Annotated in this window: 12 protein-coding genes; 5 read left to right on the forward strand and 7 right to left on the reverse strand. The window is 70.7% G+C overall.

The window, feature by feature from the left end; all coding sequences use genetic code 11:
- Positions 1-454 precede the first annotated feature (454 nt).
- Complete coding sequence (locus ACWCPW_RS47185) at positions 455-862, reverse strand: MarR family transcriptional regulator (protein ID WP_449767826.1); 408 nt, start codon at positions 860-862, stop codon at positions 455-457.
- A 178-nt stretch (positions 863-1040) separates the two neighbouring features.
- Between ACWCPW_RS47185 and ACWCPW_RS47190 the strand changes: the two genes are divergently transcribed.
- The gene (locus ACWCPW_RS47190; RefSeq protein WP_449767813.1) at positions 1041-1424 is read left to right on the forward strand and encodes a hypothetical protein; all 384 of its coding nucleotides are present in this window, start codon (positions 1041-1043) and stop codon (positions 1422-1424) included.
- Positions 1425-1610: 186 nt separating this feature from the next.
- Positions 1611-2933 carry an amidohydrolase gene (locus tag ACWCPW_RS47195; protein ID WP_449767814.1) on the forward strand — a complete coding sequence of 441 codons (1323 nt, stop codon included), beginning with the start codon at positions 1611-1613 and terminating at the stop codon, positions 2931-2933.
- Positions 2934-3062: 129 nt separating this feature from the next.
- Here the strand turns inward: ACWCPW_RS47195 and ACWCPW_RS47200 are convergent, their stop codons facing one another.
- Positions 3063-3521: a MarR family winged helix-turn-helix transcriptional regulator gene (locus ACWCPW_RS47200; RefSeq protein ID WP_449767815.1), complete on the reverse strand. Its 459-nt coding sequence runs from the start codon at positions 3519-3521 to the stop codon at positions 3063-3065.
- 63 nt (positions 3522-3584) lie between these two features.
- On the opposite strand from ACWCPW_RS47200, the gene ACWCPW_RS47205 reads away from it, so the two are divergent.
- From ACWCPW_RS47205 to ACWCPW_RS47215, 3 genes are all read left to right on the forward strand, one after another.
- Complete coding sequence (locus ACWCPW_RS47205; RefSeq protein ID WP_449767816.1) at positions 3585-3953, forward strand: VOC family protein; 369 nt, start codon at positions 3585-3587, stop codon at positions 3951-3953.
- Positions 3954-4388: 435 nt separating this feature from the next.
- The gene (locus ACWCPW_RS47210) at positions 4389-4946 is read left to right on the forward strand and encodes a hypothetical protein (protein ID WP_449767817.1); all 558 of its coding nucleotides are present in this window, start codon (positions 4389-4391) and stop codon (positions 4944-4946) included.
- Between the two features lie 373 nt (positions 4947-5319).
- A complete protein-coding gene (locus ACWCPW_RS47215; protein WP_449767818.1) occupies positions 5320-5880 on the forward strand; it encodes a dihydrofolate reductase family protein in 561 nt (186 codons plus the stop codon).
- A gap of 152 nt (positions 5881-6032) precedes the next feature.
- Here ACWCPW_RS47215 and ACWCPW_RS47220 read toward each other — a convergent pair whose 3' ends face one another.
- The 5 genes from ACWCPW_RS47220 to ACWCPW_RS47240 form a co-directional block, all read right to left on the reverse strand.
- Positions 6033-7277, reverse strand: coding sequence for a lanthionine synthetase C family protein (locus ACWCPW_RS47220; RefSeq protein ID WP_449767819.1), 1245 nt, complete (start codon positions 7275-7277; stop codon positions 6033-6035).
- Complete coding sequence (locus tag ACWCPW_RS47225; RefSeq protein WP_449767820.1) at positions 7274-10174, reverse strand: lantibiotic dehydratase; 2901 nt, start codon at positions 10172-10174, stop codon at positions 7274-7276. Before ACWCPW_RS47225 ends, ACWCPW_RS47220 begins: the two co-directional genes overlap by 4 nt.
- A gap of 137 nt (positions 10175-10311) precedes the next feature.
- Positions 10312-10494 (reverse strand): FxLD family lanthipeptide, encoded by a 183-nt coding sequence (locus ACWCPW_RS47230; RefSeq protein WP_449767821.1) that lies wholly within the window; start codon positions 10492-10494, stop codon positions 10312-10314.
- A gap of 205 nt (positions 10495-10699) precedes the next feature.
- Positions 10700-11314 (reverse strand): hypothetical protein, encoded by a 615-nt coding sequence (locus ACWCPW_RS47235; protein ID WP_449767822.1) that lies wholly within the window; start codon positions 11312-11314, stop codon positions 10700-10702.
- 361 nt (positions 11315-11675) lie between these two features.
- Entirely contained in the window at positions 11676-13991 is a 2316-nt protein-coding gene (locus ACWCPW_RS47240; RefSeq protein ID WP_449767823.1) for a hypothetical protein, read from the reverse strand.
- Positions 13992-14284: the final 293 nt, after the last annotated feature.

The following is a 14284-nucleotide window of genomic DNA, read 5'->3' on the forward strand; positions in this document are numbered from 1 at the left end:
CGGCAGGGTGTCGGCGGGCGACGCGGCTGCCGTTACCCGGATTCGGTGCCGGCTGCGGTCGGATTCGCCCGCCTGTCGATTCCGGAGTCACCGGGATCCGGGTGCGGTGCACCGCCGGGAGACGGGTGCCGTGCGTCACCGGGATTCGCATGTGGTGCGTCACCGGGATAGGGGCGCAGCGTATGGAAGCCGGTGGCGAGTTGAAAGGCGTGCGCGACCACGAGCGCCGCCGCGTCGTCCCCAGGAGCCGCCACGCACCGCATCGACAACGGCATCCATGCGGTCCTGGTCCGCGGCGGCACCCCGGGTCGGTCACCGCGGCATCGCCAACGAGGGTGTCCGCCAATGCGGAGCAAGCCCAAGCCGGTCCGGGAGTTGTTCGCCTCGTTCCTCGGTGAGCGTTCGCGCGAAGGATCGGACGCGGCCGGTGAGGGCGTCGAGTTCCGGGCTCGGCTCAGCCTTGTTCCTCGGCGCCGACCGCGGCTTCGTACGCGAGCAAGGTGTCGACGAACAGTTGCTGCTGATCCGGCGTCAGAGGCGCCAGTGCCTTGCGCCACGCAGCCGCGCCCGGGGCGAGCCAGGCGGTGATCGCGGGTTGTTGGTCGTCCGCGATGCCGATGATCCGACGACGCCGGTCCGCCTCGTCCTCGCGGCGTTCCAGGATGCCCTTCCGGCTCAGGTCGCCTACCAGCAGGCTCACCGTCGTCGGCGCGACCCGCAGTCGGGCCGCGAGCTCGTTCACGGTCATCGGCCCGTCGAAGAGCAGGTAGGCGAGCAGCGAGAGGTGGCGCGGCGCCAGCGCCAAGGACTGCAGCACTTCGGGCACGGGGATCTTCTTGGCCCGGCCCACCATCCGGGGCATGAGCAGTAGCAGGGCCCTTACGGCGTCATCGACTCCGTTGTCGCCGCCACCCTCTGCGACGTCGCGCGTCTTGGGCCTTGACACCGCACACCCCCTCACGTTTATCTTTGCTGTCAAAGATGTTTTGCTTGCAAAGCGAGCTCCATCGTACGTACCGGCGTGAACGGAGTTGCCACCCATGCCGCACTTCAGCGTGCACATCCGCGAAGAAACCCTCGACGGGACGGTAGAACCGAAGCTGATCAGCGCCCTGACCGACGCGGTCGGTGCCGTCTACGGCGAGGAGTTCAGCCGCCTCGTCGGGGTGGACCTGATCGGCATCCCACAGCGCCGCCGGGGCATCGGCGGCGAACCGACCGACAATGATGCGCCCCTTGTCACTCTCAGCATGCGCGAGGCCGCGTACCACCTACCCCAGGTCCCGGACGCTCCCGCCCGCTTGGTCGCCACCACCACCGACGCACTGGTCGGCGTGCTCGGCGAGGCCGTCCGCAAGCAAGTCATCGTGACCATCGTCGGCGTCCCCGACGGCCGCACCGGGGTCGCCGGCACGGTGGCCTGACGCGCGGGCGCAGACCGGGGCGACCCACTTCCGGCTTGCGCCCGCGCCGGGGTTGGGCCTTGTCCGGTACGCCGATCCCCAGTGCCTTCCACCCCCAACCTGCGGGGACGAAACCCACGCACCGTTCCGAACGGTTTCGGAGCCGATCGCGATCAGAGCGAGGTCGACGCGCGGATCCTTCGGGTAATGCTCGAACGTGAGCGACGCGAGCAGGGGATCGTCGCGGACGAGGCTGCGGACGGCCTCCGCGGCGGCGGCCGCACCACGAAGCCGCTGCCATCGCGGACGACACCCAATCCACCGCCGTCCTTCAGCACTTCGATCCACGTCGGTCCCCGGTCGGCCGCGTCGGATCTGCTACCGGCGTTGACGGACTACCTCGCCTTCGCCGACGGGTATCTGACCGACTTTCGGCGGGACCTCCACGCTCACGCCGAACTCGGCCACAAGGAGACCCGGACCACCAGCGCAATCAGGGACTGGCTCGGATCGGTGGGACTCAGTCCGACGGTTCTACCCGAAGGTACCGGACTGATCTGCGACATAGGTTCGGAGGACGGCCCGATCATCGCACTTCGCGCCGGTATCGACGCGCTCCCCGTAGCCGACGAAAAGGATGTCTCCTACCGGTCCACCAATCCCGGAGTCTGTCACGACGTCGGGAACGACGTTCAAACCACGATTGTCCTGGGCGTTGGCATGTTCCTGGCCCAGCATGTCTACCCAGGTATGCTGCCCGGCCGGATCCGGCTGCTCTTCCAGCCCGCGGCGGAGCAAATCCCGGGTGGGGCATTGGACATGATCGCGGCCGGTGGAATCAGCGACGTGCGGCGGATCTTCGCTCTCCGGTGCGACCCGTGGACGGACGCCGGCAAGGTGGCCCTGTCCACCGGTGCCATGACTGCGGCCTGCGACAAGGTCGTTATCCATATCGCGCGACCCGGCCCGGAGGCCATGACCGCCACGGCAAAGATGATGACCGAGATACCGGCAGCTCTGTCGACCTGGGGCTTTCCCAACCCGCCGAGACTCGGTTTGGCCTGGGAGCGCGTCAGCGGCGACATCGATACCGGAAACCTCATCCAGGCCGAAGGAAGACTGTGGTGCCTGGACGCGGAGGCATGGCAGGAGGCGCCTGACGAGGTACACAGGCTCTTGGATATTTCGGCGGAGATGTATCGCGCCAGGTGGGAAATCGAGTACAGCCGCGGTGATCGAGTCGTCGTCAACGATTCCACCAGTATGAAGATGCTCACGGCCGCGGCAACCGCGGTTCTCGGCCGGGATTCGGTGGTCGCGGCACCGCAAAGACTGGTCAGCGACGGATTCGGATGGTACTTGGAGTCGATTCCGGGAGCACTGGCACGATTGGGAGTCCGCAGGCCGGGCGCTTCGGAACATCGGTACCCGCGTCGGGGATTTTCGGATGTGGATGAAAAATGCATCAGCGCGGGAATCAAGCTGATGGTAGCGACGGTAGTGAACGCATTCGACACCGACCTCGACTAGCCTCGACCCACGCCACGGCCCGCACGCCCAACTCAGGACCACCCGCACCGGATCGAGGTCGTCCGCACGCGTTTCCGCGCTCGGCCGCACTCCGGTCCGGGTGCGGCGAGAGGTGCGCCGAGGAACGAGCTACGCGCCGTCGTTGCCGGCGCGCAGGGAATGGATCATGCTCCGCAGGATCCGGAACGCGCCCGACTGCTCGGTCTCGGTCAGGCCGGCCAGCATTCCGACCTCGACGGACCGGACCGCCACGGTCGCCTTCTCCAGGCTGCGTCGGCCGCGAGGCGTGAGCCGCGCGGGGAGAACCTTCCCGACGGGCGCCTCCGCGGGCCTGGTCACGTAGCCGTCTCGTTCCAGGGCCTGGAGCAGCACGTTCATCGTCTGCCGTGTCACGAACGCGCCCCGCGCGAGCTCGGAGTTCGACAAGCCCGGCCGTTGAGCCAGGAGTTCGAGGCAGGAGTAGTGCGTCACGCTCATCCCGAGTGGCCGCAGCACCTCCTCCATGGCTGCGCGCAGGGCGCTCGAAGCCTCTTTCAGCAGGTAGCCCAGTGATTTGTCCAGGTCGACGCCGGCACCGTTTTGACTCATGTCAGGATTCTGACATACGTTGATCTGTGTCAGGAACCTGACACGAAGAGAAGGAGCACCGCCATGCCCGCCACCGGCCCCGACTTCATCTCGCTCCAGACGTGCGACCTCGACGCTTCGCAGGCGTTCTACGAGCAGTACCTCGGCCTCGTCCGCTCGCCGGCCGGACCTGCGCACGCCGTCGTCTTCGAGACGAAGCCGATCGCGTTCGCACTCCGCGACGTCGTTCCCGGCACCGATCTCGCATCCGTTGCCCAGCCCGGCATCGGTGCCGCGATCTGGCTCCACGCCACCGACGTCCAGGCCGTCCACGATGCTCTCGTCGCCGACGGCCACACCATCGTCTCCGCACCGATCGACGGCCCCTTCGGCCGGACATTCACCTTCGCCGACCCCGACGGCTACCACGTCACTCTCCACGACCGCGCCTGATACGCCCCGCGCCACCGGACGATCACCGGTCCCGAAGACCGCGGTTGCGCCCGAGGCGCGAGAATCCGGGCGACATTCACTTGTCCTGCTTCCCGGCCTGCGAACGGACGGGCTTCATCAGCGGCCGGAAACCGGACGTGGGCGGCGGATCCGGGCTCCGACTCGACGGCGACAGGGCTATGGGCAGTGCTCGGGCCGCGCGCGCGGGGCGGCCGGCGATCGGTCGTCATCCGTACGGATGAGCGCGTGCGGGGCGGGCGGGACCGTGCGCGGACCGAGATGCTCCGGACCGCGTGTCCCGAGTCGACGGGCGCAGCCGTGAGCGGCGCGTCACCGACTGCTCCTTCGGGCTGATCACGAGTCGGCTTGTCGGCGTAGCCGTGACCGTCTGTGGACTGACGACCGGACCCGCCCGGATCCACGAGTCTGGGCCACATGACCACGATGAACGACCTTGGCCCCCAGGCGACTTCCACCGGCACCGCGCTACCCGTGCCGCGCTGGGCGGAGAACCTCGCGCACTTGCTCCCGCTGTTGGCGCTGCCCGTGTGCCTGTGGCGACTGCCGATCGCCTTCGACTACCGGATGGGGATGGACGAACCCGGCTCGGCCTGGTCGCTTTGGCTCAGCGTCCCCTACGTCTTCGGTCTCAGCGTGCTCACGGAGGGGGTCGCGCTGCTGTACTTCGGTCTGGTGCGCGGATGGGGCGAAAAGGTGCCCGACTGGGTTCCGGCGCTGCGCGGCAAACGCATCCCACCGTTTGTGGTGATCGTGCCCGCCTCGCTCGGCGCGCTCGTGTTCACCGCGCTGCTGGTCGACTGGGTGGTCACGACGTTCGGTATCGCGGGCGTGTCGAACGTCGGCTTCACCAACGGGTGGTGGGAGGGGCTCGCGACGGTGGTCAGCGGACTGTTCGTGCTGTGGGGTCCGCTGATGTTCGTGCAGATTCGCGGCTACTACGTGCGCCGCTGCCGACCTGCCGTGCGAGGCTGACGACGAGCGCGCGTCGTCGGCGGCCGGGTGTGCCGGGACGGTGGTCGCGTGCGCCGGGACGACCCCGACGGCGATTGCCGGGCACAGGGCGATGATGGTGGCGAGTGGACGCGCGTGCGGACGTTTGTTGTCGACCGATTGACCGATTGACCGATTGACCGGAGGGCCGCGAATACCGGAAAGGAACGTGGGCGGATGACGTGGCCTTCTCCGGGCCGATGCCACTTGTGGCCGAGGGTGGTTCCGATCTGCCCGCGGTATGGGTGCGGCGGAATCGAAATGGTTCGGGATACGGCGATGAGTTCGGGGCGTGGGTCCGGTCCATCCGTGTGGCGCGGGCTTTCCGCCGGCACGACGAGCGAAGGAGTTCCGGATGTTCGACATCGAACCGCAACAGGCCACCGGCAAGGTGATCTTGCACTTCAGCATGTCGTTGGACGGGTTCGTGGCGGGCCCGAACCACACCATGGACTGGCTGACCGGGGTCACCGGCCGCGACGGCGTGGAAGAGGAGTACATCGAGACCACCGGCGCGGTCCTGGGCGGGCGGAACGGCTGGGACCGCGACCCGAGCGCCCGACCCTACAGCGAGGACTGGAACGGCCCGATCTTCGTCCTCACCCACCATCCCGAGGACGCCACGCCCGCCGACGGTGTCACGTTCCTGAACTGCGACGTGGCCGAGGCGGTACGCATCGGCCTGGAGGCCGCGGCCGGCAAGAACCTCGAAGTCCTCTCCCCGACGATCGGCCGCCAACTGCTCGAACGCGGCCTGATCGACGAAATCGACCTGCACATCGCGCCCGTCCTGCTTGGTGACGGCATCCGATTCCTCGACAACCCCGGCGGCCGGCCGATCCGGCTGCGACATGCCCACGGCTCACAACCTTTTGCCGAGATCGACGTGCGCTACCACCCGGTCGCACCGGCGTAGGAACCGCCCCGGCCCCGACCGGACCGTTCGGGTCCGGATGCGGCCGGGTGGTTCACAGGCGGGATGCGCGGACAGGGCTGCTCGTCCACGAACAGCCGCACAACGTGCGCGCTGCGATCGTCCTACCGATTCTCGAGGTGGGCCGCCAGGGGTCACGCCAGGGCGAGGAAGGTGTCCCAGTGCGGTGCGGGCGCGCTGCCTGTGCCCAGGGTGTGTAGGGCGAGGGCCGCCCCGGCGGCTCCGTCGAGGAGTTCGGGATCGTGGTCGCTTCGGTCGAGGGCGGTGATCAGACGGTCGGCCAGGCGCGGCAATTCCGCGGTGATCTCGGCGTTGTCCGTCTCGACGGCCACCCGCCAGGCGGCGTGCAGCAGTCCGGCCATCCCGTGGCACAGCCCGATCTCGGGGAGTTCGGCCAGTTGCGGTGGGTCGCGCAGCGCGGCGAGGATCGCGTTCTCGGCGTCCCGTACGCGTGCCGGGTCGCCGAGAGCGAGCCCGGCCAGTTGCTGGGCGCGAGCGGCGCCGCCGACGCCATAACACCAGGACGGCCGGGGGCGAAGGCCGGTGTGGATATGGTTGTCGGTCGTCTGCTCCACCGTGATCCGGCCCGGCCACCAGGGACCGGCCTCGTCGCCTCGACGCCAGTGGTCGGTCCAGGAGCAGATCCGCTCGACCGCGTCGGCCATGCCGGACACGGTCGGGCCATGGAGCAAGGCCCTGGACAGCACGGACAGCACGGAGCCGATGCCGTGGGCGATCCCGAAGTCCCCGTGACCGCCGGGAACATCGATGTGGGGCGCGCCGGTGGGCGCGACGGCTGCCCACCAGGGCGGCAGTGCTCCCGGGACGGGCATGGGCTCGGTCAGGCGCACCAGGTAGGCCAGTACGTCCCGAGTGATCTCGTGCTGGGGATGCCGGGTCAGGTGGTAGGCGCCCAGCCCGGACAGGCCCCGGATCAGGTCGAACTCTTCCGTGAGGGGCCGCTCGGCGCGGTCGATGCGCTGGTGGGCCGCGGCCAGGCGATTTCGGGTGACGTCGATCGTCGCCGCATCCAAGCGATCCAGGACGCGGAGGTACCGGTTCGACGCGGCGGCCGCGCCGTACGTGACGAACGCGAGCGCGGGCGCGCCGAAGTACAGGCTCGCGTTGGCCGCCGCGCTGATGTCGCCGCGCAGGGCGGCGACCAGCCAGGTGTGCGCGGTGTCCCAGTCGCCGCGGTCGGTCCGGGCGCGCTCGATGTGCAGCAGAGCGATGCCCGAGGCGCCGCCGCCGAGCGACTGCGGCCAGGCCCGGAGGCCGTCGGGCCGCCCCCTGGGCCACGCGGCGCCCGGGTCGGCCAGTGCCTGGGCCAGACGGTCGGCGGCCGACAGCGCGGTGGAGGCGGTGTCCGTCGTGGTCACGGTGCCCTCCTTGCTCGTGCCGTCCAGCTCAGGGCGGCGGCCCTGGCCAGGTGCAGGTGCGTGCGCTCCTCGGCCGGGTCCGGCCCGCGCGTCCGGACCTGGTGCAGGTGCAAGAGGTCCGGCAGCAGATTCTGGGGGTGCGTGTCCGCGCTCGTGAGCACGCGACGATAGGCGATCAGCGCCCCACGCCGCGCGCACCAGGCCGTGGTGACCCGCTCGCCCAGGGCCGTGGGGCAGGTGTTCACCAGGTCCACGGCCTGCCGGTAGACGGCGCGGGGCGGAGCGGCCGGGCCGGTGCGCGTGTGTTCGATGAGCCAGTGCATCGCCGCGGCGCTGCCACCGAGCAGACCGGTGGCGATGTCGACCATGCTCGCGGCGGTCACCGCGCCCGCGTCCATCGTGCCCGTAGCGGTGTGGGCGGCGAGTTGGGCCATGGCGGCGGCGGAGTCGGCCGCGAAGTACCGCTCGGCCGCGTCGATCGCGGTGGGCCCGCCGAACCGTGCGATCTCCGGGTGGTAGGTGTCCACGCCGGCGTGGGTGATCAGGCCCTGTCGCCGCAGACGTCGGGTCCACTCGCCGATGCGCTCGAAGGCGCCGCCGACGGCTCCGGGCGCACACGTCAGGCGAACGCGAAGGTGGTCGTCAGGGTCTCGGTGGCGGACGAACCACCACCGAGGGAAACCCAGTTCGTCCAGCAGGGCCGGCAGGTACCGCGTCAGGACCGGGTTCTGCCGGTCGCGGTGCCCGTGCAACCGGAGGTCGATGCGGTTGTCGCAGCCGGGCAGGTGGCCATGTTCCCGGGCGACGACGTGGCGAGCCGGGACCGGGGCAACGTCCTGGTCCGCGACCAGAGGGATGACGACTTCGTGTGCTCGGCCGCCGGTCCATCCCAGCTCCCGGGGCCCGGGCGCGGGGTTCAGCACCACCTCGCCGTCGCGGTCCAGGTGCGTGCGCAGAAGGGCCCGGTGCGAAGACTGCGTCAGGTCCAGGGCCACGCGCTGATCGGCTTCGCTCATGTACACCCGCTCGGGCAGGTGCACGTCACGGCGCCATCGGGCCAGGGCAGCGTCCCACCGCGGCCACGGCGTCGACGTGTCGGGGAGGTCGCCGCAGGTGAGGAGCCAGCGGGCCGGGGACAGGATCGTGCGTCCGTAGCGCAGTGCGGGCAGGAACGGCAGGTTGGAGGCGGCGGTCCCCCAGGTGAACCCGGTACAGGGGACGGCCGACGCGACGGGTGCCTCGGCCAGGAACCGGGCCAGCGGATGGGAGTGGTGGCCCATCTCCACGGCGTTGAGCAGCAGGGTGTGCACCGGGCGGCGGCGGGAGAGCGAGACCAGGTGCAGCCGTTCGGCGTCGGCGGTGACCGCCAGGTCCGTCACGGGAACGAGGCCGCTGCCCGGGCTCTGGTAGTCGCCGAGCGAGACGACCAGTTCGGTCACCTGGGGGGAGCGGGCGATGTTCTCGGCGCGTAGGGACAGCGGGGCGGAGCTGATCTGCACGACGAGCGCGCCGTGGTGCACTCCGGGCAGCCCGGCGTACACCTCGGTCATGCGACGGCGGTCCGCGTCGTCCAGCATCGCCAGGAAGCGGCCGGCCGTGACTCCGGCCGAGCGCGCCGCCCCGACGACATGCAGGGTGAACTCGCCCTGTCGGACGGCGGCAACGCTCGCGGCGTCGATGCGGACGGTGAGCTCGGTGCTCGGCTGTACGGGGTGGTCGGGGTCCGTGGTGGCCAGTTCCTCCAGCGCGGCATCATCGAGTTCGACTTCGAGACGGCGCCGCATCCCCGCCGTGTGGGCGAGTTTGACGAGGCGGCCGTCGCGCTCGGGCAGCGGGGAGGGCGCCGACGCGGGGATGGCCCCGAGGAAGCCGGGAGGATATCCGAGCGCATCGATGGCGTCCAGGACGGGGACGATCGCCCGCGGCCCGTACCGTTCCACGAAGCGGCCGTGCCACTCGACCCAGCCGGTCGGCGCCGCTCTGGGGGCGAGGCGGGTGAGGGCCCTCGCTGCCGCTGCCGCCTCCTGGGCCACCGCCCTGGGTATGGTCAGGTCCCAGTCCACGCGCAGGTCGAGCACGGGCCTGGGGATCTCACGTATCTCGGCGGCCTCGGCGGGAGCGAGGCGCTCTACGTGGCCGAGGAGACCGGCGAGGGGGTCGGTGACGGTCATCGCCGGGCGAAGACTGGTGAGGAGGAACCGTTGCTCGACCAAGCCCGAGACGAGGTTGTCGATCGCGCCGGCCGGCGCGCTCGGGAAACCCGCGCGGAGTTTCGCGGCGAGGTCGCTCCACAGGATCGGGGTCCGCGCGCTGTCCAGAGCTTCGCGGATCGGCGCGGTCACGCGAACGCGCACGTGCTGCGGTCCCCCGTCGGCGGTTCCACCAGGGCGGTGCTCGATCACCACATGCTCGTCGCGTTCGACAGCGAGGGCGGAAGCGAGCAGCATCAGGTGGGGTCGCAGCGCCGGGTGCTGCTCGAAGCGGTCGATGAGGGCCGTGCTGTCCGCCACGTCGGCTCTGGCGACGGCGTAGTGTCCGGTGCCCACGCGCAGCGCCGCGGTGGTGCCGACGCGCGCGGCTGCGACCCCGGCGAACAGGCCGAACGGGGTGGCGCGCGTACGGGCGCGCAGCAGATAGCGCAGAACGGCGAGCACCGTGCGCCGTACGGCAGGGGTCGGTAGCGATCGGCAGGCGCACATCTGCTCCACCCGGCTCGACAGGGCCGGACTGGCCGCCGCGACGGCCACCGCGAAATCCTCGATGTGCCAGATCTGTTGCAGCCACGCCCGCCACGACGTCGCATTCGCGCACGGCCCGACGAGATCCGGCCAGAGCGTTCGGCAGTCGGGGTGCCAGGCAGCCGCCCGGACCAGTGCCGCATCAACGTGGCGATACATAGGGCCCTCCTGTGGCCGCGGTGCCCGGCCGCGCCCATGGGTCGGGCGCGGCCGGGCACCGCGCGATGAACGCGGTCGAACCGCCTACGGGCAGCGCACGCACGCCGTCGCGCACGTGGAGCCGCAGCCGTCGTTCGTCAGCGGACGAGCCGGTCCGCCACGTCGGGGCCCGGGTTGCACATGGGCTCCGACATGGCGATGAACCGGTCTGCGGCGGGGCCGGCCCGGACGATGGTGATGTCCAGGTCGAAGTCGGTGAGGTCGTGTTGCTCGTCGGCCGGCTGCGCGGGCGTAACCGGGCGCTTCGTGCGAACGGTCATGCGTGCCTCCTTGGGGCAGGTGGTCGATGGTGCACGGCCCGGGTCCCGAGGCGGGATCCGGGAGTCTTGTGTCAGGCCGCCGTGGCGATGCCGTCGCTCACCGCACCACCGGCGGTACGCCATATCGGCTCCTCGCCCGTCGTGGATCCAGGCGCGCGGGCGGGGCATCCGGCTTCGGTGGGCGCCCGCGCGGACGGCGGGGGTGTCATGCGTGGGCGGCGGCTTGGAGGCGTTCGGCGGCTCGGCGGGTGAGCCTGTCCAGGACGGTGGGGTCGAGGCCGGTACCCACGACGAGGATGGTGACGGTGTTGGGGCCCAGGCGGATGGTCATGGTCTCGCCCTCGATGGTGTCGGAGCCCGAGGCGGCTCCGTTCATTACCATGCGCATGCCCAGGGCCTCGTCCGCGACGTCCGGGGCGGCGATGGCGCGGTACCGAGTGGTGACTCCGGCTCGCACCGGGAAGTCGATGTCCGCGCAACTCTCCACCAGCACGCGGGTTCGACCGAGTTGGACCACCGCGCCGTTCCCGGCGTGGACGTGCGTGGACACGACGAGTTTGAGCGCGGTCCGGTCCTGCTCGAACTCGCGCTCGGCGCCGACCGTGATGTGGGACTCGCCGCGCGGTGCGTGCTCCAGGGCCCTGTCGCACGTGCTGTCGCCGGTGGGTGTCGGGAAGTCCTCCTCGCCGGGATCGGGGACGGAGTCCTTCAGAGCGCCGGCGCTCCAGCCCGGGCCGAGGTCCTCGAGGGCGAGGACGCTGTGCCGTGCCTGTTCCTGGGTCAGAGGCCCCACCGCCCGGGCGAACGGGGGCGCGGGCACGCCGGGCGGAGCCTGGGTTCGCGGGAGCGTGTCGCCATCTGACGTGCAGGCGTTCACGCCGCATAAGAGTACGGCGGCCGCGGCGGCCGTGCGGGCGCGACGGTTCCCCGAAGGTGACAGCGGCACAACTTCCCCCGAAACGCCGATCGATGAGGTGGGCGACCGATCGGAAGACCACCACGAGTGCGGATCGTAGTGCCTGGCGGACACACGGCGACAGCGTTCGGCGCTCGTCTGCTCGGCCCGCACACGGCCCCGATCGACCGTGAATCCCGCCGACCCTTCCGCCGAAGACCCGACGCCGCATACTCGACACGACGCGGTCTCTGAGCGGGCAGATCGTCGAAGTTCCGCCCAAGTGCTAGGAGTTCCTCACGACCGCCGCCTCCCATGCCTGCGCCAGGCGCCCCGCCATCGCTGCCTGGTCCCAGAGCTCGGCCGGGTCGTCCGGCATGGCCGCGTCGTAGAAGGGCAGGCGGGCGGCGTACGGAAGCTCCCGCGACAACCGGTCGCGACCGGCTCTTGCCTCGGCCGCCTTGAGCCGGAGGGTCTTGCGCACCTCCGGCGGCAGGAAGTTGTGGCTGCCGCTCTCGATGTGGGGCAGGCCGGCCATCAGCAGGGCCGCTCCGGCGCGGTCGAGGCCGGTCGCGTCGGCGAGCCGGTCGGCCGCGTCGGGATCGAAGGGGACCGGGCCGCGCCGCTTCAGCTCGCCCAGCAACCGGTACAACCGCTCGCGCGTGGCCCACCCGTCGGGCACCGGGCGGCTGTCGATGAAACCGGCAGGGCGCGGCCTGGTCACGTGTTGCAGATATGCCGCGATCTCGTCGGCGGCGCCGGAGTGCGCCCGGCCCCAGTCGTGATAGCGCATGGCGATGTCCAGCGGCATCAGCGCACCGTCCGGGCCACGCAGCGCGACCCGCTCCCGGGCGTCCAACAGCCCACGTTCCAGACCCGGTTGGACCAGCGGTGAGCGGGCCCAGAAGCGCAGCAGGTCCACCAGCGCGTCGCGATCCGCAGCGCCGGTGACGGCGCTCACCGCACGGATCGCGAGGCCACCGACCCGGCCGGGCAGCTCCGTCCAGTCGCATCCGGTGGAATTGTCCAGCCAGTGCTCCATGGCGGTCTCGCTGTCGATGGTGCCGGCGAGGAACGCCGAGGCGAGCTCGATCTGCACGATCACGCCGGAGGCCCCCGACGCCGTCCAGAGCAGCCCGTCCAACGCTTGGTCCAAGTCCTTGGGCGGCACCTCGAGGCGCGGTATCGCGGGCCTGGTGAGGCGGACTACGAGGGCGTCACGGGAACGCAGCGTCTCCACGGCCTCGCGGACGACGCCGGCGACGCCACGCACCAGCAGTGGATGGCCGATCTCGGGCAGCAGCGACCCGATGGCCTCGCGCAGCCGCTGCTCCGAGCCGGCCGCGGCTTTCAGCAGCCGCCGCACGGTGTCCTCGGAGGTCTGCCGCAGCGCGGCCGAACCGGCCGGGTCGCGCGGCGTGAGGAAGTGCCAGAAGGCGGACGGGGGCATGAGCCGCGTCCCGGCGGCCACCAAGGACGGCTCGTGGGTCGTCCACCCGGTGTTCATGCGTTCCGCCGCCCAGTAGAGCGCACCGGTGTCGGCGTCGCGGGCGCGGACCGGGTCGTAGAGGCGGTCGCCCCCGCTGAGCACCAGCGGGCGGTCGGCGCCAGGTATGTCGAGCAGCCCCCATATGGCGGTGGCTCCGCTCCCGTCGAACTCGCCCCGGACGCCGTCGATGCGCTCATAGCGCACGCGTCCGGTGGTCCTGTCCTCGGTGACCCGCAGCCCCACCTGCGTGCCGTCGCTGCCCAATGGAGAGCCGTCGACCCCATGCGGCAGTGGCGCCAGATACGAGGACGCGAAGTCCCAGCGTTCGCCCTCGCGCAGCAGGGACGGGTCGAGGAAGTCCGGAGGATCGGCGGCGTCGAGCTTGCCGGTGCTCGGATCAATGCGACGCAGCTCCGCATTTGGCCCATCCGCGGTGTGCCACCAGAAGTCCTGTCCGTCGTGGAACATGTGAGCGTGGGGGCCGAGTCGCCGCTCGCGGGGTTTGAGGACCGCGTGCCCCATGAACCGCCGCCCGTTCGGTGCCAGGAACGTGTAGCCGTGGGTCGCCCTTCCGCCGTAGTAGTACGACTTCCAGATCCCGGGCCGTACGGTGAACGTCTCATCCGGCGTGTTCGACCAGTAGTGCGTCTGTTGGCCGTTGATGTAGTGGCAGACCAGAAATTCTCCGTCCGAGAAGTAGACCGCGGGATTGTAGGAGAACCGGCCGGCTCCGTGTGGTACTCGCAGCCGGTGCTCCGCCATGCGCCCACCGGGTCCCACCGCGATCGCCTTCGTGCGGTTGTGGACGGTCAGGATCGGCCAGCTCGCCCGGCACCAGCTCTCGCCGTCGAGCTCTGCGGCGGCCTCGTCCAAGGCTTCCCAGCCCAGTTCGTCGAGGATGCCGGCACGGAGTGTCCGGGTCAGCGGCGTCACCACGTCGATCTCGGCCAGTGGCTCGGCCAGTTCCGGCATGGGTGCCGCGCCGCGGCCGGCGTCCTCCAGCCCGCGGAGGGCCGATTTCACGTCCACCAGGCCGCCTGTCGGGGCCGTCTCCAGTGACGCGGCGAGGGTTTGACTCAACGTGGGCCGCACGGGCTGCTTCGGAGAGATCATGCCGTCGACTATGACAGCGCCTGCCGACGGGCTCCCGCGCATCAGTCCTCGACACCGGCACGATGGCGGACCGCGGGGCGCCGGCGGGTGGTGTCCGCAGCCACCGAAGGCCTCTCCTCCCCGAGAGGCTTCCGGTGGCTGCGGTCGGCCCGTCTCCCGTGTGCGGCCCCCGAGTTCCGGCGGGCGAGTGCCGGTGATCGTGGTGTGTGGCGTGGTGGGTGGCGTGCTGGTCAGGGGCGGATGATGTAGCGGCCGCGGAGGCCGCCTGCGGCGGTGGCCCGGTGGGCGTCGGC

This window comes from Embleya sp. NPDC001921 (assembly GCF_053594475.1).

Coding starts and splice junctions, on each gene's coding strand:
- ACWCPW_RS47185 (WP_449767826.1), bottom strand. CDS start 862: ATGCCCCGGATGGTGGGCCGGGCCAAGAAGATCCCCGTGCCCGAAGTG.
- ACWCPW_RS47190 (WP_449767813.1), top strand. CDS start 1,041: ATGCCGCACTTCAGCGTGCACATCCGCGAAGAAACCCTCGACGGGACG.
- ACWCPW_RS47195 (WP_449767814.1), top strand. CDS start 1,611: ATGCTCGAACGTGAGCGACGCGAGCAGGGGATCGTCGCGGACGAGGCT.
- ACWCPW_RS47200 (WP_449767815.1), bottom strand. CDS start 3,521: ATGAGTCAAAACGGTGCCGGCGTCGACCTGGACAAATCACTGGGCTAC.
- ACWCPW_RS47205 (WP_449767816.1), top strand. CDS start 3,585: ATGCCCGCCACCGGCCCCGACTTCATCTCGCTCCAGACGTGCGACCTC.
- ACWCPW_RS47210 (WP_449767817.1), top strand. CDS start 4,389: ATGACCACGATGAACGACCTTGGCCCCCAGGCGACTTCCACCGGCACC.
- ACWCPW_RS47215 (WP_449767818.1), top strand. CDS start 5,320: ATGTTCGACATCGAACCGCAACAGGCCACCGGCAAGGTGATCTTGCAC.
- ACWCPW_RS47225 (WP_449767820.1), bottom strand. CDS start 10,174: ATGTATCGCCACGTTGATGCGGCACTGGTCCGGGCGGCTGCCTGGCAC.
- ACWCPW_RS47230 (WP_449767821.1), bottom strand. CDS start 10,494: ATGACCGTTCGCACGAAGCGCCCGGTTACGCCCGCGCAGCCGGCCGAC.
- ACWCPW_RS47240 (WP_449767823.1), bottom strand. CDS start 13,991: ATGATCTCTCCGAAGCAGCCCGTGCGGCCCACGTTGAGTCAAACCCTC.